This is a genomic window from Allobosea sp. P4_H5 (assembly GCF_056400825.1).
In genome coordinates this window covers 153,542-171,034 of the sequence record NZ_JBFUKM010000002.1, presented here as the reverse complement: position 1 = coordinate 171,034, position 17,493 = coordinate 153,542, and the positions used below count along the sequence as shown (strand labels likewise).

Below are 17,493 nucleotides of genomic sequence, written 5' to 3'. Positions count from 1 at the left end.
ACGCTTCCGTGGTCTACGCCGCCGATGGTCGCTCGGACGGGAGCGGGAACCGCATTCTGACCAATGGCGGCGTAGGGACGCAAGTTGTTCGGCGTGCCGGCACTTGGTGCGCCGACATCTGATAGGAAGCCCGAAGCCCTACCTCAAGGCACTTGCTTGCGGACGTGCGGGTGCGCATACAGCAGGCGGGCCACGTGGTTCGGCGTGCCGGCTTCCGCCGCCGGGATCACGGGCCTTGGCGGGATGCTGGCGCGCGGCTCCAAGAACGTCTTCGACGCGGTGCGGCAGAACCCGAATTTCCAGGACCAGGTCGTGCGCGATGCCGTGACCGAGCGCATCCTGGACGCGGGCGGCTATCGCGGCTCGCCGCAGGCGCCTGTCGACGCCGATCCGCTGATTCGCGCGATCATGAACCCGCAGCGCCAGACGCCCGGCGAGGTCATCCCCGGCTACCACGAGACCGTGGCCGATCGCACGGGCAATTCCGGCCTCGCCGCGCTCGAGTACGGCCGTCAGCAGGGGGCCGGCGCGGGTCGCTTCGTCGAGCAGCGCTCGGCCAATGCGGAAGCCGTCGACCGCGCGCTGTCCGAGATCGCGCCGACGGAGACGCCTGGCACGTTCCGCAGCGCCCTCGATGTCGAGCGCGACCGGCGCCTGACCGATCTCATCTTCGAAACGCAAACTGCCCGTCAGCAGGCCGAGGACGCGGTTCGTGCGGTCATGCCCGGCATGCCAGACGCCACGGCGCGCGGCGCCAGTGTGCGCTCGGCGCTTCAGGACGCCAAGGATACCGTCAAGGCGGGTGTCGACGAGGCCTATCGCCCGGTCAACGAAGCGACCGTGCCGGTCGATGTCGCGCCGCTCGCCGAGCGCTTCGCCGCGACCGCGGACAATCTGCCGCTGAACGATCGGCAGCGCTTCATGCCGGCCGAAGCGCGCGTGCCGGAGCAGTTGGCGCAACCGGCCGTTCCGCCCTCGCCGAGCCCGATCCTTGGACCGGACGGCCAGCCGGTCATGCGCCCTGGCGAAGCGGCGAGCGGCAAAGTGCCGCTGCGCGAGGTCATGTCGATCCGCAGCGGCCTCGCCGACGACATCCGCGGCGCGCAGAACGCGGGCGAGCTCCAGCGCGGCCGTGTCGCCGGCCAGTTCCAGGGAGAGGTCAATCGCTTCCTCGACGACGCCGTGCCGCCGGAGCTGCGCGGGCAGCTCGACACGGCGAACACCGCGCGCCGCGACATGGCCGATCACTTCGAACGGCCGGGAACGGCGATGTCGGATATCCTCCAGCGCCAGGAGGGTGGCGGGTACGCGACGGACAGCAGCGCCGTCACGTCGCGGCTGGTGCCGACCGATCAGGGCGGCGTGACCGATTTCCGCGCCGCCATGTGCGCGAGGCCGGCAACCTTCCAAGAGTGCATCCATCGGGATGCCGTATCCAAGGCCATTCATGTTACGTCCGTAACTCGTCTTATGCGCCAACAGCTGACCTCGGCACCGCTCCAGAGAGCGGACAGTTCGGAGAGATGGCTCAAGCTGGTTTGGGGCTGCGGCCAATGCCTTCTTCGGCGGTCCGAGCCAATGGCATGTCCGTTGCTAGCTCACCCGTGATCCGCGCGAACCAACGCCGGGCCTCGAGGGGAGCACCGTCATGTCATCCACATTCATCACGCGCGCCGTCATGCTGGCGCTAGGCTTCTCGACCGCGGGCGCGGCGCTGGCGCAGGAGAAAGTCCTGCGCATCGGCATGACCGCCGCCGATATCCCGCGCACGCACGGTCAGCCCGATCAGGGTTTCGAAGGCAACCGCTTCACCGGCATCCCGATGTATGACGGGCTGACCAACTGGGACCTGTCCTCTGCCGACAAGGCCAGCATCGTCATTCCCGGCCTCGCCACGGAATGGGCGGTCGACGCCGGCGACAAGACCAAATGGGTGTTCAAGTTGCGCCCGGGCGTCAAGTTCCAGGACGGTTCGGCCTTCGATGCCGCCGCGGTGGTCTGGAATGTCGAGAAAGTGCTCAACAAAGAGGCGGCTCACTTTGCTGCCGACCAAGTAGGCGTCACCGTCTCGCGCATGCCGACATTGAAGTCGGCCAAGGCGATCGACCCGCTCACCGTCGAGCTGACCACCTCCGAGCCCGACGCCTTCCTGCCGATCAACCTGACCAATCTCTACATGGCTTCGCCCACGCACTGGGCCGCCAAGCTCGCCGCCGTGCCGGCCTCGGTGGCCGACGCCGCCGAACGTTCGAAGCAGGCCTGGGCCGCCTTCTCGGCCGATCCGTCGGGCACCGGCCCGTTCAAGGGCGTGCGGCTCGTCCCACGCGAACGCTTCGAGATGGTCGCCAACAAGGCCTATTGGGATCAAAAACGGGCGCCGAAGGTCGACCGCGTCGTGCTTCTACCCCTGCCGGAAGCGAACGCGCGGACTGCCGCCCTGCTCTCGGGCCAGGTCGACTGGATCGAGGCGCCGGCGCCGGACGCCGTGCCGCAGATCAAGCAGCGCGGTTTCTCGATCTACACCAATGCCCAGCCGCATGTCTGGCCCTGGCAGCTCTCCTTCGCCGAGGGTTCAGTCTGGCTCGACAAGAAGGTACGCCACGCCGCCAACCTCTGCGTCAACCGCGAAGAGCTGAAGACGCTGCTCGGCGGGCTGATGGAAGTGCCGAAGGGCACCGTGCCGCCCGGCCATCCCTGGTGGGGCAACCCGAAATTCGAGATCAAATACGATCTCGAAGCCGCCAAGAAGCTGATGACCGAGGCCGGCTTCTCAGCCTCCAAGCCAGCGAAGGTCAAGGTACTGACCTCGGCCTCCGGTTCCGGCCAGATGCAACCGCTGCCGATGAACGAGTTCATGCAGCAGGCGCTGAAGGACTGCTATTTCGACGTCGCGCTCGAGGTCGGCGAGTGGAACGCCGTCTTCACCAACTGGCGCGAGGGCGCCAAGCACGCCAATGCCCGCGGCGCCAACGCCACCAATGTCACCTATGCGGCGATGGACCCGTTCTTCGCCATGGTCCGCTTCGTCTCGACCAAGACCTTCCCGCCGGTCTCCAACAACTGGGGCTATTTCGGCAATGACGAGTTCGACAAGCTGATCGCCGACGCCCGCACCTCCTTCGACGGCACGGCGCGCGATGCGGCACTCGCCAAGCTCCACGCCCGGATCGTCGAGGAAGCGCCCTTCGTCTGGGTGGCGCACGATGTCGGCCCGCGCGCGATGAGCGCCAAGGTCAGGGGCGTGGTCCAGCCGAAGAGCTGGTTCATCGACCTCGCGCCGATGTCGATGGAGTGACGAGGCCGTAGGCCTGACCTCTCCGTCATGGTCGGGCTTGCCCCGACCATCCACGTCTTCGCCTCGCCGGTCGAGCACCGTGTCCAAGACGTGGATGCTCGCCACGAGGGCGGGCATGACGGCGAGGCGCAGGCGTCCTTTCGGCCGTGAACATGGCACGGCCCTTGCTGAGCCGGTTCAGAACCCTTCCAGATCAAAGGTCCCCGATGGTCCGCACAACCCTGGCCCTCTCGCTCGCCGCCGGCGTCACACTCTTCGCTCAGCAGGCGCTCGCCCAAGGAACGCTGCGCATCGGCATGACCGCTTCGGACATTCCGCTGACCACCGGCCAGACCGACCAGGGCGGCGAAGGCATGCGCTTCATGGGCTATACGGTCTATGACGCGCTGATCAACTGGGACCTCTCCAGCGCCGACAAGCCCTCCGACCTCAAGCCCGGCCTCGCCACCGCCTGGGCGGTCGATGCGAGCGACAAGACGAAATGGACCTTCACCTTGCGCGAGGGCGTGAAGTTCCATGACGGCTCCGAGTTCACCGCCGAGGCGGTGGTCTGGAATCTCGACAAGCTGCTCAAGAACGATAGCCCGCAATTCGACCAGCGCCAGGCGGCGCAGGGGCGCTCGCGCATTCCGGCGGTCGCTGCCTACAAGGTGATCGACAAGTACAAGGTCGAGATCACCACGAAATCGCCCGACGCAACGCTGCCCTACCAGCTCGCCTGGGTCATGATGTCGTCGCCGGCGCAGTGGGAGAAGCTCGGCAAGAACTGGGAGGCCTTCGCCAAGACGCCGTCCGGCACCGGCCCCTGGCAGCTGACCGCCTTCCAGCCGCGCGAGCGGGCCGAGCTCTCGCCGTTCAAGGACTATTGGGACAAGGCGCGGGTGCCCAAGCTCGACAAGCTCGTGCTGCTGCCGTTGCCGGAGCCGAATGCGCGCGCCGCGGCGCTGCGCTCCGGCCAGGTCGACTGGATCGAGGCGCCGGCGCCCGATCTCGTCGAGTCGCTGAAAGGTGCCGGCTACAAGATCGTCACCAACGCCTATCCGCACAACTGGACCTGGCATCTCTCGCGGGTCGAGGGCTCGCCCTGGAACGACATCCGCGTGCGCAAGGCGGCCAATCTCGCCATCGACCGCGACGGGCTGAAGGAACTGCTCGGCGGCATGATGATCCCGGCCGAAGGCTTCTATCCACCCGGCCATCAATGGTTCGGCAAGCCGAGCTTCAAGCTGAAATACGATCCGGCGGCGGCGAAGAAGCTGCTCGCCGAGGCCGGCTACTCCCCGGCCAAGCCGCTCCAGACCCGGATCCTGATCTCACCCTCGGGCTCGGGCCAGATGCAGCCGCTGCCGATGAACGAATTCGTCCAGCAGAACCTCGCCGAGGTCGGCATCAAGGTCGATTTCGAGGTGGTCGAGTGGAACACGCTGATCAACATCTGGCGGGCCGGCGCGAACCACGAGTCGTCGCGCAAGGCGACGGGGATGAACTACACCTATTTCATCCAGGACCCGTTCACCGGCTTCATCCGCCACCTGCAATGCGATCTGAAGCCGCCGGCGGGCACCAATTGGGGCATCTATTGCGACCCCGAGATGGACAAGCTCTTCGACCAGATCCGCACCACCTTCGATCCGGCCGAGCAGACGAAGATCCTGCAGAAGACGCATGAAAAATACGTCGACGACGCGCTCTTCCTGATGGTGACCCACGACGTCAACCCGCGCGCCCTGTCGGCCAAGGTCAAGGGCTTCGTCCAGGCGCAGAACTGGTTCCAGGATTTTTCGCCGATCTCGATGGACAAGTAAGGGCCGCAAGGGAGCACCGAATGACGCGGAGCCGGCCATGCTGACCTATCTTGCCAAGCGTATCCTCTATGTGTTGCCGGTTGCGCTCGGCGTCAGCGTGTTCTGCTTCCTGCTCGTGCATATCGCGCCGGGCGACCCGCTGACCTCGGTGCTGCCGCCGGACGCCTCGCAGCAGATGCAGGAGGAGATCAGGAAGCTCTACGGCTTCGACCGGCCGCTGCCGGTGCAGTTCGGGCTCTGGCTCTGGAAGGCGGTGCAGGGCGATCTCGGCACCTCGATCGCGAGCGGCCGCCCGGTCGCCGCCGAGGTCTGGCGCGCGGTCGGCAACACCTTGATGATTGCCTGCCTTGCCACCGTGATCGGCTTCGTCCTCGGCTGCTTCTTCGGCTTCGTCGCCGGCTATTTCCGCGGCTCCTTCCTCGACAAGTTCGCTTCCATGCTCGCCGTGCTCGGCGTGTCCGTCCCGCATTACTGGCTCGGCATGGTGCTGGTGATTGTGTTCTCGGTGCAGCTCGGCTGGCTGCCGCCCGGCGGCGCCGGCCCTGGCGGCTCGGCCGCCTGGAAATGGGACTGGGAGCATGTCAGCCACATGATCTTGCCGGCGGTCACCATGTCGGTGATCCCGATGGGCATCATTTCGCGCACGGTCCGCGCGCTGGTCGCCGACATCCTGAACCAGGAATTCGTGCCGGCGCTGCGGGCCAAGGGCCTGATGGATTTCGGCGTCTTCCGCCATGTCGTGAAGAACGCCGCGCCGACCGCACTCGCGGTGATGGGCCTTCAGCTCGGCTACCTGCTGGGGGGATCGATCCTGATCGAGACGGTGTTCTCCTGGCCGGGGACCGGCTTCTTGCTCGGCAACGCCATCTTCCAGCGCGACCTGCCGCTGCTGCAGGGCACGATCCTCGTCCTCGCCATGTTCTTCGTCGGCCTCAACGTCCTCGTCGACATCGTGCAGGGCCTGCTCGATCCCCGCGTGAGGAGGCGTTGAGATGAGCGCGGTGACCTCCCCGGCCGCAGTGCCGACAGCGACATTGCCCCAGCCAGCGCGCTCTCCCGGCTACTGGTCCGGTGTCTTCAGGCGCTTCCGGAAGGACAAGGTCGCGGTCGGCGCCGGCATCGTCGTGCTGCTGATCATCCTGATGGCGGTCTTCGCCGACTATATCGCCCCGGCCGACCCGACCCGCTCGTCGATGCTGCGGCGCCTGCGCCCGATCGGCACGCCGGGCTATCCGCTCGGCGCCGACGAGCTCGGCCGCGACATGCTCTCGCGCCTGATCCACGGCGCCAGGCTGTCGCTGTTCATGGGCGTGGTGCCGGTCTTCATCGCCTTCGGCTTCGGCTCGCTGATTGGGGTCGCCGCCGGCTTTTTCGGCGGCAAGTTCAACACGATCACGATGCGCACCGTCGACATCTTCTACGCCTTCCCCTCGGTTCTGCTGGCGATCGCGCTCTCCGGCGCGCTCGGGGCCGGTGTCTTCAACTCGCTGCTCTCGCTCACCATCGTCTTCATCCCGCCGATCGCCCGCATCGCCGAGAGCGTGACGACACAGGTCCGGGCGATGGATTATGTCGAGGCGGCGCGCGCCTCCGGCGCCGGTTCCGGCACGATCATCCGCGTGCACGTGCTCGGCAACGTGCTCGGGCCGATCTTCGTCTATGCGACCAGCCTGATCTCGGTCTCGATGATCCTGGCATCGGGCCTCTCCTTCCTCGGCCTCGGCACCAAGCCGCCGACGCCGGAATGGGGCCTGATGCTGAACACGCTGCGCACCGCGATCTATGTCCAGCCCTGGGTCGCCGCGCTGCCGGGCGTCGCGATCTTCATCACCTCGATCTCGTTCAACCTGCTCTCGGACGGGCTGCGCTCGGCCATGGACGTGAAAGGCTGACCCATGTCGCTCTCGCTCCATGCCGAAGACGGGCTCGACCGCGGCGGCGCCGGCACCCCGCTGCTCGAAGCGCGGACGCTGACCAAGCACTTCCCGCTCGGGCGCGGCGCGGTGGTGCGCGCGGTCGACGGCGTCGATTTCACTGTGATGAAGGGCGAGACGCTCGGCGTCGTCGGCGAATCCGGCTGCGGCAAGTCGACGACGGCACGCGTCGTCATGCAGCTGATCCCGCAGGACGAGGGCGAAATGCTGTTCGATGGCGAGGCCGTCGGCAGCAGCGCCCTGTCGCTGAAGGATTATCGCCGCCAGGCGCAGATGGTCTTCCAGGATTCGTTCGCCTCGCTCAACCCGCGGCTGACCATCGAGGATTCGATCGCTTTCGGGCCGACCGTGCACGGCGTCCCGAAGTCCGGCGCGATCCTGCGGGCCCGCGACCTGCTTGCCCGCGTCGGGCTCGATCCCGCCCGCTTCGCCGCGCGCTATCCGCACGAGCTCTCCGGCGGCCAGCGCCAGCGCGTCAACATCGCCCGCGCGCTGGCGCTGGGGCCGCGCCTCGTCATCCTCGACGAAGCCGTCTCGGCGCTCGACAAATCGGTCGAGGCGCAGGTGCTCAACCTGCTGATGGACCTGCGCGAGGAGTTCGGGCTGACCTACATCTTCATCAGCCATGACCTCAACGTCGTCCGCTTCATCAGCGACCGCGTCATGGTGATGTATCTCGGCGAAGTGGTGGAGATCGGGCCGGTCGAGGAACTCTACGACGATCCACGCCATCCCTATACAAGGGCGCTGCTCTCGGCGATGCCGTCCATGGACCCGGACAACCGGACGATGGAGGCGCCGCTCGCCGGCGATCCGCCGAACCCTATCAATCCGCCGGAAGGCTGCCGCTTTCACCCGCGCTGCCCGCAGGCGCAGACGGTGTGTTCCAAGGCCAAGCCGGCGCTGACCCCGGTCGGCGCGGGCAAGCGGCTTGCCGCCTGCCACATGGAGATTCCCGGCTCCGGTCACAGCCGCGCGCCCGCGCTGGAGGATGCCGCATGACGACACCTCTCGTCGCGATGGAGAACGTCACCGTCCGCTTCAAGGGCGCGCAGACGGTCCATGCGGTCAACGGCGTCTCGCTGACGCTGGAGCCCGGCAAGGTCCTCGGCATCCTCGGTGAATCCGGCTCGGGCAAGAGCGTGACGCTGAAGACGCTGCTGCGCCTCCTGCCGGAAAGCCGGACCGAGATCGGCGGCAAGGTCATGGTCGACGGCAAGGACGTGCTGGCGCTCGGGCCGCAGGAGCTCTCGGATTATCGCGGCGCCGTCACCTCGATGATCTTCCAGGATCCGGCGCTGGCGCTCGACCCGGTCTACACGGTCGGCGAGCAGATTGCCGAGGCGATCATGCGCCACGAGAAGCTCTCGGCAAAGCAGGCGATGGCGCGCGCGCTCGAGCTGCTCGAACTGGTGCGCATCCCCTCGCCCGAGCGGCGACTCAAGGCCTATCCGCACGAGATGTCCGGCGGCATGCGCCAGCGCGCCATGATCGCGCTGGCTCTCGCGGCCCGCCCGAAGCTCCTGCTCGCCGACGAGCCGACCACGGCGCTCGACGCCACCGTACAGATCCAGATCCTCCTGCTGCTGCGCCAGCTCCAGCGCGATCTCGGCATGGGCGTGATCTTCGTGACCCACGACATCGGCGTCGCGGTCGAGGTCTCCGACCGGCTCGCCGTGATGTATGCCGGCCAGATCGTCGAGACCGGCACGGTGCGCGAACTGCTGAGGGATCCCCGCCACCCCTATACGCGTGGTCTCCTCGCGGCGAACCTGCATGGCGCGAAAAAGGGGGAGCGGCTGGAAGCGATCCCCGGCGCGCCGCCGCCACTGAACGAGACACCGTCCTCCTGCTCATTCGCGCCACGCTGCAAGCAGGCGGAGGATGCCTGCCGGGCGGGCTTGCCGCCGGCAGTGGCGCTCGGCGAAGGGCGGCTCGTGCGCTGCGTCCAAGCCGAAGCGGCGCTTCAGCCCGCATGAGCGCCCGGCCGTCCAGCCCTCCGGCTAGCTGCCATAGACGCGAACATAATCGACCCGCAGCCGCGCCTCACGGTCCTCCGGCCTGAGCGGCTGCGGAAAGGGCACGTCGGACCGCAAGGCGAGCGTGATCAGCGGCCAGAAGACATCGCTCTGCGCGTCGAGTTCGCTCGCGCGCCCGATGCGCCAATCGATCGCGCGGCCGGTCTTTGGATCGCGGATCGGCCTGCGCTCGAAATAGAGCACGCAGCGATCGCCTTCGATCAGCCCGCCATAACGGAAATAGCCGCTGGTCAGGTCGACTTCCGTGGGAACGCCGACACCTTCGTGGCGCTCGCCTGGTTGCCCCCATTCGTGCAGATACGCGCCGTAGAGCCGGTGCTCCCAGCCCTTGTGCTCGACGATGTCGATCTCGACGCTAGTCTTGGGAAACAGGATGCTGCGGCCATTCATCAGCCAGAAGGCCGGGAAGCTGAGCGGATGGGCCGGGAACCGCATCCGCGCCTCGAAATAGCCGCTGCGCCAGCCTTTCAGGATCGTGCCGTCGCGGCGCGCCGTCTGGAGATTGCCGGAGACCCACTGAAACTCCGGGAGCGCATTGCCGTAATAGGCAGGCACGTTCATCTGCCGGCCAAGATAGCGGGCCGAGATCTCGAGCGCGTGACCGCCCGAAGCCAGTGGATCGGCGACGATGGCGTAGGGGTCGAAGCCCTCCTCGCCGCCGCGGCGGCTGAAGGCCGAGCGGCCGTAGAAGCCGGGCTCGTGAGTGGTCGCCTTCGGACCGGCCTGCCAGATCGCCGGATCGATACTCGCGAAGGATTCGTCGAAGACGAGCCTGCGGCCGAGCGTCGGGTCTCCCTCATCCTGCTGTGCACCTGCCGATGTCGAGCGCACGCTCGCCGCTGTCGCAAGGGCCGCTGCCGCACGCAGCAGCGCCCGGCGGGATGGCATGGTTGGCATGGCTCATCTCCGTCTGGTGGGAAGGGCCGAGGCAGTTCCGGCGTATTCACCCCGTGCGGGGCAGAACCGATCCGGCTTTGCGGCCCAGTTGCAGGGCTGCCTCGTCGTAGAGATCAAGCGTCTCGCGGGCGACGCGCGCGATCCTGAGATGGTCGACCCGGTACTGGCTGCGCGCCCGCCAATGGCTGATCGCACCGGGCTCCGAGATCAGCCCGGACAGGGCGGCGGCAAGCGCATCGGGGTCGCGGGGCGGCACCAGTACGCCGGCCTCGCCGCCTTCGAGCAGTTCGGGAATGCCGTCGACACGGGTCGCGACGACAGCGCAGCCTGCTTCCCGCGCCTCCGGCAGGACGAGCGGCGCAGGGTCGGCATGGGAAGGCAGCACGAAGATGTCTGCGCCGCGCATCCAGGGAAAGGGGTCCGCCTTGCTGCCCTCGAAGCGCACGGCCTCATGGCAGGAAAGACCAGCAACCATCTCGCGATAGGTCTGCGCGAAGGGTCCGTCGCCGACGATATGCAGGCGCGCCTGCGGGTACTGGCGATGGACCTGATCGAAGGCTGCGAAGAGATCGGCCAGGCCCTTGCGCGGGTGCAACCCGCCGACGAAGAGGATGCTCGGCGAGGCGAGCGCGACGGGGGAGATCTCGCGGTTCGCCAGGCGGGCCGAGCCGATGGTGCCGTTGAGGATGACGCGGAGCTTGGCGGCCGGGACGCCGCGCCGGCGCATCGAGGCGCCGACGGCGGCGCTGACCGCGATGACGCGCGTGCCTAGGCTCATCAGAATGGCGCTCTTCTCGAACTCGTTGTGAACGGTCGTGATCAGCGGAATGCCGGCGAGCTTGCAGACCGGCCAGGCGAGCACCGCGCTCGTCATCATATGGGCATGGAGGATGTCGGCGCCGAAATTGCCCACCACCTGCCGCAGAGCCCAGGTCGACCCTAGTAGCGTCGTTGCCTTTCGCTGATGGTCGATCGTGAAGAGCTTGACGCCGTTGCGGACGAGCAGGCGATCGAAATCCCCGCCACCGCTGGCAACGGCGACGACATGGCCGAGCCGGCTCTGCTCGCAGGCAAGGTCGACGGCAGCGTGGACATGGCCGTTCGACTGCGTCGTGTGATTCAGCAAATGGAGGATACGCATGGGCCCATCACGCTGCTCGGACCGCAACTCGCCTGCGCTCGCGCCTCTGCGCCGCTGGGCGCCACGAACCCTGCATTTACTGTGCCGGGATCGCCGCGGCGCTCCGCAGCGCCGCCTCGGCCTCGATCGTCGAGACCCGCGCCGTCGGCTGGTAATTGAAGCCGCCCTGCCGACCGAAGGACTCGATCCCGAAAGCCTTCAGCGCCTTGACCGCCTCGGCGGCGCTCTCGTCGGCCCCATTGCGATAGATCGGATAGGCATTGTCGAGGAATTGGCCGCCTTCGAGCGTGAGATCGCCGCGGAACAGCCCATTCGCAGCGACATGGCTGCGGAAATCCGCCTCGGCCTGGGCGATCGACTTGCCGATATGGTTGGCGATCACCTCGACGCCGAAATATTCGCGTCCCTGCACGCGGCCGTAGAAATCGGAGTACATGGTCAAGCGCTTCCAGGCACCGTCATAGGAGAAATTGTAGATGATCTCCTCGTCGAAGCCGCGCGTCCCGTCGAAGCTGAAATAGAGTCCCAGCAGCGTGATCGTCTCGAGTTCCTGTGAAACGGGCAGGTTGCAGAGCGCTTGCAGGCGCGGGATCGGAATGGTCGAGACGATGCGATCAGCGACGATCGCCTGCCCCTCGCGAAACAGCACGAAGCGATTGCCGAGTTTTTCGATCCGATCGATCTTTGCCCCCAGCAGGAAGCTGGCGCCGCGCGCACTCAGCGATGCGGCTGCGGCAGCATAGAGGGTGGCGAAGCCTTCGCGCGGACGCGCCAGTTGCCGATTGGTCGGGACCGCCGGCTTCGTCCGGCGCAGGCGCCCGAGGATGGCACGCAGCGAGGCGTGCTCGCTGATCCATTGCATGCGCTTGCGGGCCAGTTCGATGCCGATCTGGTCGGAGGCTATTCCGTAGAACCGGGTCATGTAGGCATCGAGGCCCGAGCGGTGCAGCAGCCTCGCCCCGATCCAGTGACGGGCGAATTCGCGGGCGTTGCGCATGCGCCGCTTGAACAGGCGAGCATAGGCCGCCGACGCCAGGATGCGGGCGACCTCGACCGGCCCGGCGCGCAGGATGTCGTCCTTCACCGAGATCGGATAGGCGGTGATCAACCTTTGCGGATTCAGCCTCGCCCAGCGCGGCCGGATCGGCACGTAGAGCGGCAGCAGCTCGGGGAAATGCTGCAGCAGCGGTGAATCGTCCTGGAAGATCAGGCTGCCGATGTCGAAGGTGTAGTCGCCGGACGACCAGTCGATATGGTTCCCTCCGAGATGCGCGTATTCGTCGACGACGATGATCCGCCTGCAGCCCTGATTGGCGAGCACTGAGGCCGAGACCAAGCCCGAGACGCCCGCGCCGAGGACGATCGCACCGCAGTGCTGGGCGGCCATGCTGTCGGCATCATCGATCCGCTGGACCGTCTCTTCCATCCCCGAGCCCCATAGATCGGACATGCAACAAGGCTAGTCGCCTGCAAGATCAGCTAAAAGCAAGACTCGTCAGCACAGCGAACCTTTTCCTGCTCATTCGCGCGGCGATTGCGATTCGAATGAGCAATTGACCTGCATTTCAAAAAGATGCCCGCCTTGGACTGGCACGGTCCCTGCTTTCATCTACGTAAGGCGTGCCATTGCGCATGCCGCCGTCGTTGTCGCGACGGTCTCCACTCTTGCGTCTGAGCACGGAGCGTATGATGCCGGGCTTGCCACATCCTGACGATACAACGCTGCTGGATGGGGTCGCGCTGGTCTCGACCGACCTGTTCGACACCTTGCTGCTGCGCACGATCCGCTCCGAGCGCGCGCGGATCATCGCCGGCGAGCGTCGCTTCGCTCGCAAGCTGGCCGAACAAGGTCTGACGGTTGCAGAGAGCTCGCTGGTCGAAGCGCGCCTGGCAGCGCAGCGCCTCGCCTATCGCGCGCTCGACATGGCCGGGCAAGACGGCGAGGTCGCATTGCATGACGTCGTCCGGCGCCAGCTCGTCATGCTCGGACTGCCCAGCGCTCGGGTGGAAGAGCTGTGCGAGATCCGTCTTGCGATCGAGCTCGCGATCGAAAAGGAGTCGCTGCGGCCGAACCATGACCTCGCGGCGCTCCTGCGCCGCTGCCGCGGAGAAGGCCGCCGCGTCGTCGCGATCAGCGATATCGGACTACCGACCACCACGCTCGCGGCGCTGGTCGCGCATGTCCACGGTCCCGGCCTGCTCGACAGGATCTACTCCAGCGCCGATCTCGGCCTGACCAAACGGCGCGGCGATCTCTTCCATGCGGTCCTCGCCGCCGAAGGGATCGACGCCCGGCGGACCCTGCATGTCGGCGATGATCGGCTCGCCGACCACATCGTGCCGTCGGCCCTCGGCCTGCGAACCCTCCATCTGCCGCGCCCCAAGCTGCGCCGCCGTCTGTCGCGCCTTCACGGTGCGGCGAGCGAATTCGGCCGCCTCATGCGCCAAAGGCCGGCGCGTGGACGTAGGCCGGCGGAACATGTCCGCGATCCTCATGGCTTCGGGCGCGAGGTGCTCGGGCCGATCGTGGCCGAATTCTGCCTGGCGATCTGGCTCTATGCCGAGGAGGCAGGTAAGCGCGGAGACGCGGCCTTGCTGTTTTGTGCGCGCGGAGGCCTCGGCATTCGGGCGGCATTCGAGCGCGTCGCAGAACGTCTGAACCTGCCGCTTGCACTGCCGCGCGAGAACATGATGGTTTCGCGGCTGGTTGCGGCCCGGGCTGCGATCATGGCCCGCAGCGGAACGGCGCTCGACGAGCTTGGCCGCGAATTCCGCAGCGCCAGCTTCGCCGATGTGGCAACCGCGCTGGGCGGCAAGCGCTACGAGCTTCTCCAATCATGGGACGAGCCGTTCGCGCCCGAGCGCTTCTTCGCCATGCTCGAGCGGCCTGCGGGCGAAGACATCCTGGCCGACGTCGATCGGCAGAACACACTCTTCCGCCGCCATCTCCACTCGGCCAGCAAAGGCGCGAAGCGGATCATCCTGTGCGATACCGGACTGTACGGCAGCACGCAGCGCCTGCTCGCAGCCGGCCTGCCCGATCTGAGCTTCGAGACCATCCAGCTGGCGCGCTGCAACTACAAGGGTCTCAGCGAGGAGCATTTTCCGCGGGTCGTCGGGCTCGCGGTGGAGCGCAATCGCTACAGCCCCTTCGCGGTCCGCTCGACGGTGCTGCGTTATTGGCAACTGATCGAAAGCCTGTTCGAGCCGGCGATCCCCTCGGTGCGTTCCTTCGCGGAAGGCGCTAACGGCGAAGTCACCTGCAATGCCGGCGACATCGCCTTCGGCACCGTCGATCCCAGCATCGGCAACCCGCTGCTGGCCGGCGCACTCGCCTATATCGACGGCGTCGGCAGTGGCGCAGCGATCATGGCCGATGCGGCTCGTGCCTGGCCCTGGCTCCGGCGGGCCGTCACCCGTCCGGTCGAGGCCGATCTCTCGGCCCTGGCGATCGGCGAGCGTTCCGTCGACTTCGGTCGGTCCGGCGTCGTCGGGGATCGCGAGGCCTTGTCCGGTGGCGCGCTGTCACGCCTCGCATCGATCCGCAGCCAGCTCTGGCGGGAGGGCGCGATCGCGCGCGCCTTCCCTCGCACGCGCCTGCCGCTGCTCACGGCGCTCGAAGCCTTTCACGCCCTGCGCGGGCTCTCCGCCGGCTTCCATCGCTAATGCGGAGCGTCGTAAGTCAAGCGATGTCGCCGGCGGCAGTCGAAGCGCGAGCCAGGTGCCGGCACGCGCGCGCTGAAGCTACGGACGGACTGCCATGCTGGCGATGAAAGCCCTTCAGGGCGCCGGCTGGCTGGTCGCCTCGCGTTTCCTCGGCCGGTTCATCGATTTCTTCACGCTGCTGATCATGGCGCGGCTGCTGACGCCCGCCGATTTCGGCCTGACGGCGCTGGCCATGTCCTGCGTCGCGATCGTCGACATGGTGCTCGAGATCCCGGTGACGCAGGCCCTGGTCCGCCTCCCCCATGTCGACAAGGCCCATCTCGACACCGGTTTCACCCTCGGCGCCCTGCGGGGCCTCGCAATCGCGCTGCTGCTGCTTGCCGTCGCCTGGCCATTCTCCTGGATCAATGGCGACCCGCAGCTCGTGCCGGTGATCCTCACGCTCGCCTTCGCGCCGATCGCGCGCGGCCTCGCCAGTCCCGGCCTCATCCTGTTCATCCGCGAACTCGGATTCCTGCGTAACTTCCTGCTGGAGACCGGCGGCAAGCTCGCCGCCTTCTGCCTGGCCATTGCGACGCTCCTGCTCGGCGGCGGCTACTGGGCGCTCGTCGTCAACTTCGTCGCAGCGCCCGTCTTCGGCTGCGCCATCTCCTATCGCCTCGCGCCCTACCGCCCGGCTCTGTCGCTGTCCCGCCTGTCGGATTTCGCCAGCTTCGTCGGCTGGTTCACCTGCGCGCAGCTGGTCTCCGCGGTGAACTGGCAGTTCGATCGCATTCTGCTTGGGCTCGGCGGCAGCAAGGAGGTGCTCGGGCGCTATGCGGTCGCGGCCGATCTCTCGGTGATGCCGACCCAGAGCCTGATCGGGCCGGCGCTACAGCCGATCATGGCCGCCTTCGCCCGGATCAAGGGCGAGGATCAGCGGCTGCGGCTCGCCTTCCTCAAGGCGGCGCGCTTCAGCATGCTGGTCTCGGTGCCGTGCAGCCTGGGGATCGCCCTGACCTCGGACCTGATCGTCGAGGTCCTGCTCGGTCCGAAATGGCATGGCGCCGACTGGCTGCTCAGCCTGCTCTCGCTCTCGGTAATGGCGACGCCCTATTTCCAGACGCTGTACTCGCTGAGCCTGGCGCTCGGCCGCCCCGAGGTCATCTTCCGGCTCAATCTCTACGACCTGGCCATTCGTGTTCCCGCCGTCACCATCGGCTTTCTGCAATGGGGCGCTGTCGGCATGGCGGCCGGTCGCCTGATCGCGGCTGCGATCATGGCGGCTTTCTTCCTGCGCTGGCTCCGCAGCCTGCTTGCGATCGGCATCGCCGAGCAACTGCTCAATCTCTGGAAGATCGCCGTCGCGGGGGCGGTGATGACGGCCGGGGTGCTCGCCCTGCGCGGGGCCATCGCCGCCTGGCATTTGCCGGTCCTGGTCGAGCTTGTCGCCATCGCGGCTCTGGGGGCTCTGCTTTACGGGCTGGGCCTTCTCGCCTGCGGCATGCGGCTCGCGATCGGTGCCGGGCGCCTCGATCTCTCCGATCGCTGGTGGCGACCGCGGATCGGGGCTGCCAAGAGCGGGGAAGGCTGGTGAGCCAGAGACTCGACCATCTCGACGGGCTCCGCGGTGTCGCGGCGGTCGCCGTCGTGATCTTCCATCTGATGTCGGCCCTGGCGCCGTGGTTCGTGGCGGAACAGCAGCCGGGCGCGCATTGGCTCGCCTATACGCCCGTCGCCGTGCTCTGGAACGGGACCTTCGCGGTCTCGGTGTTCTTCGTGCTGAGCGGCTTCGTCATGACCAATGCGACACTGCGCAAATCCGATCCGATCTGGATCGACGTCGTCATCCGCTATCTGCGGCTGGCGATCCCGGCAACGGCCAGCACGCTCGCGGCCTGGTCGTTGCTCAGCCTGTTTCCGAACTCCGCCACGGACCTCGCTGCGCTCACCGGCAGCCGCTGGCTCGGCTGGACCTATCAGGGAGCGATCCCCGATCCAGCCGCGGCGATCTACAACGGCATGGCCGGGATCTTCCTCAGCGGCGGCTCGTTCTTCAACAACGTCCTGTGGACGATGCGTCCCGAGCTGCTCGGCTCGATCCTCTGCTTTGCCGCCTGCGCTTTTGCTGGCCCCAGGCTGAGGCTGGCAATCGCGATCGGCAGCGCCGCGATCTTCATCGCCCTGCGGCGCTATGACTATGTCTGCTTTCCGCTCGGTCTCATCCTGCGCGAGGCCTGGGCGGCGGGGCGCCTCCCATCGGCCCTGCCGATCTCCGCGCTGCTCCTTGGTCTCCTCATCGGCTCCCGGAGCGGCGATGCGGCGCGCCAGCTTGGTCTCGACTGGCTGCCGGAAGCATTCAATCCGGAAAAAAAGGGCGGCCTGCTCTACCCGCTCGGTGCGCTGCTCGTCGTCTATGGCTGCCTGCGCTCCGGCCTGCTCGTTGCCTGGCTATCGGGCCGGGCCGGGCGCTTTCTCGGCGCAATCTCGTTCCCGCTCTACCTCGTCCATGTTCCGCTGATCTACACGGTCGTGGCGGAAGCCTATCTGCGCGCAAGCGACAATGCGCTGGTGCTCGCGAGCCTCATCGCCGGCTGCCTCCTGCTCATGATCGCCATCGCTTATGCCGCTGAGCGCTGGCTCGAGCGGCCGTTCCTCGGCCTGCTCGGTCGCTTTCGTCGGCGGTTGCGAGCGATCGCGATCGGGCACCGCGACATGCGCGGCGCCGCCGGCTGAG

General features: G+C 67.2%; 13 protein-coding genes. 10 read left to right on the top strand and 3 right to left on the bottom strand.

Going from position 1 to position 17,493, the window contains the following annotated elements; genetic code table 11:
• Positions 1 to 204 precede the first annotated feature (204 nt).
• The 7 genes from AC1DS0_RS04810 (at position 205) to AC1DS0_RS04780 (ending at position 9,013) form a co-directional block, all read left to right on the top strand.
• Complete coding sequence (locus AC1DS0_RS04810) at positions 205 to 1,608, top strand: hypothetical protein (protein WP_476813245.1); 1,404 nt, start codon at positions 205 to 207, stop codon at positions 1,606 to 1,608.
• Positions 1,609 to 1,648: 40 nt separating this feature from the next.
• Positions 1,649 to 3,295: an ABC transporter substrate-binding protein gene (locus AC1DS0_RS04805; RefSeq protein ID WP_476813244.1), complete on the top strand. Its 1,647-nt coding sequence runs from the start codon at positions 1,649 to 1,651 to the stop codon at positions 3,293 to 3,295.
• Between the two features lie 206 nt (positions 3,296 to 3,501).
• Entirely contained in the window at positions 3,502 to 5,100 is a 1,599-nt protein-coding gene (locus AC1DS0_RS04800) for an ABC transporter substrate-binding protein (protein WP_476813243.1), read from the top strand.
• 37 nt (positions 5,101 to 5,137) lie between these two features.
• Positions 5,138 to 6,091, top strand: a complete 954-nt coding sequence (locus tag AC1DS0_RS04795) for an ABC transporter permease (RefSeq protein ID WP_476813242.1) — start codon at positions 5,138 to 5,140, stop codon at positions 6,089 to 6,091.
• Between the two features lies 1 nt (position 6,092).
• Entirely contained in the window at positions 6,093 to 6,992 is a 900-nt protein-coding gene (locus tag AC1DS0_RS04790) for an ABC transporter permease (protein ID WP_476813241.1), read from the top strand.
• Positions 6,993 to 6,995: 3 nt separating this feature from the next.
• On the top strand, positions 6,996 to 8,036 hold the full coding sequence (locus tag AC1DS0_RS04785) for an ABC transporter ATP-binding protein (protein ID WP_476813240.1): 1,041 nt from the start codon (positions 6,996 to 6,998) through the stop codon (positions 8,034 to 8,036).
• Positions 8,033 to 9,013 (top strand): ABC transporter ATP-binding protein, encoded by a 981-nt coding sequence (locus tag AC1DS0_RS04780; protein ID WP_476813239.1) that lies wholly within the window; start codon positions 8,033 to 8,035, stop codon positions 9,011 to 9,013. Before AC1DS0_RS04785 ends, AC1DS0_RS04780 begins: the two co-directional genes overlap by 4 nt.
• A gap of 24 nt (positions 9,014 to 9,037) precedes the next feature.
• On the opposite strand, the gene AC1DS0_RS04775 is transcribed toward AC1DS0_RS04780, so the two are convergent.
• The 3 genes from AC1DS0_RS04775 to AC1DS0_RS04765 form a co-directional block, all read right to left on the bottom strand.
• Entirely contained in the window at positions 9,038 to 9,970 is a 933-nt protein-coding gene (locus AC1DS0_RS04775; RefSeq protein ID WP_476813238.1) for a LamG domain-containing protein, read from the bottom strand.
• A 46-nt stretch (positions 9,971 to 10,016) separates the two neighbouring features.
• Positions 10,017 to 11,111 (bottom strand): glycosyltransferase family 4 protein, encoded by a 1,095-nt coding sequence (locus AC1DS0_RS04770; protein WP_476813237.1) that lies wholly within the window; start codon positions 11,109 to 11,111, stop codon positions 10,017 to 10,019.
• A gap of 76 nt (positions 11,112 to 11,187) precedes the next feature.
• Positions 11,188 to 12,537 carry an FAD-dependent oxidoreductase gene (locus tag AC1DS0_RS04765; RefSeq protein ID WP_476813236.1) on the bottom strand — a complete coding sequence of 450 codons (1,350 nt, stop codon included), beginning with the start codon at positions 12,535 to 12,537 and terminating at the stop codon, positions 11,188 to 11,190.
• A gap of 263 nt (positions 12,538 to 12,800) precedes the next feature.
• Between AC1DS0_RS04765 and AC1DS0_RS04760 the strand changes: the two genes are divergently transcribed.
• From AC1DS0_RS04760 to AC1DS0_RS04750, 3 genes are all read left to right on the top strand, one after another.
• Entirely contained in the window at positions 12,801 to 14,777 is a 1,977-nt protein-coding gene (locus AC1DS0_RS04760) for a hydrolase (protein WP_476813235.1), read from the top strand.
• A 94-nt stretch (positions 14,778 to 14,871) separates the two neighbouring features.
• Entirely contained in the window at positions 14,872 to 16,353 is a 1,482-nt protein-coding gene (locus AC1DS0_RS04755; RefSeq protein ID WP_476813234.1) for an oligosaccharide flippase family protein, read from the top strand.
• Positions 16,350 to 17,492 (top strand): acyltransferase family protein, encoded by a 1,143-nt coding sequence (locus AC1DS0_RS04750; RefSeq protein WP_476813233.1) that lies wholly within the window; start codon positions 16,350 to 16,352, stop codon positions 17,490 to 17,492. Before AC1DS0_RS04755 ends, AC1DS0_RS04750 begins: the two co-directional genes overlap by 4 nt.
• Position 17,493 lies beyond the last annotated feature (1 nt).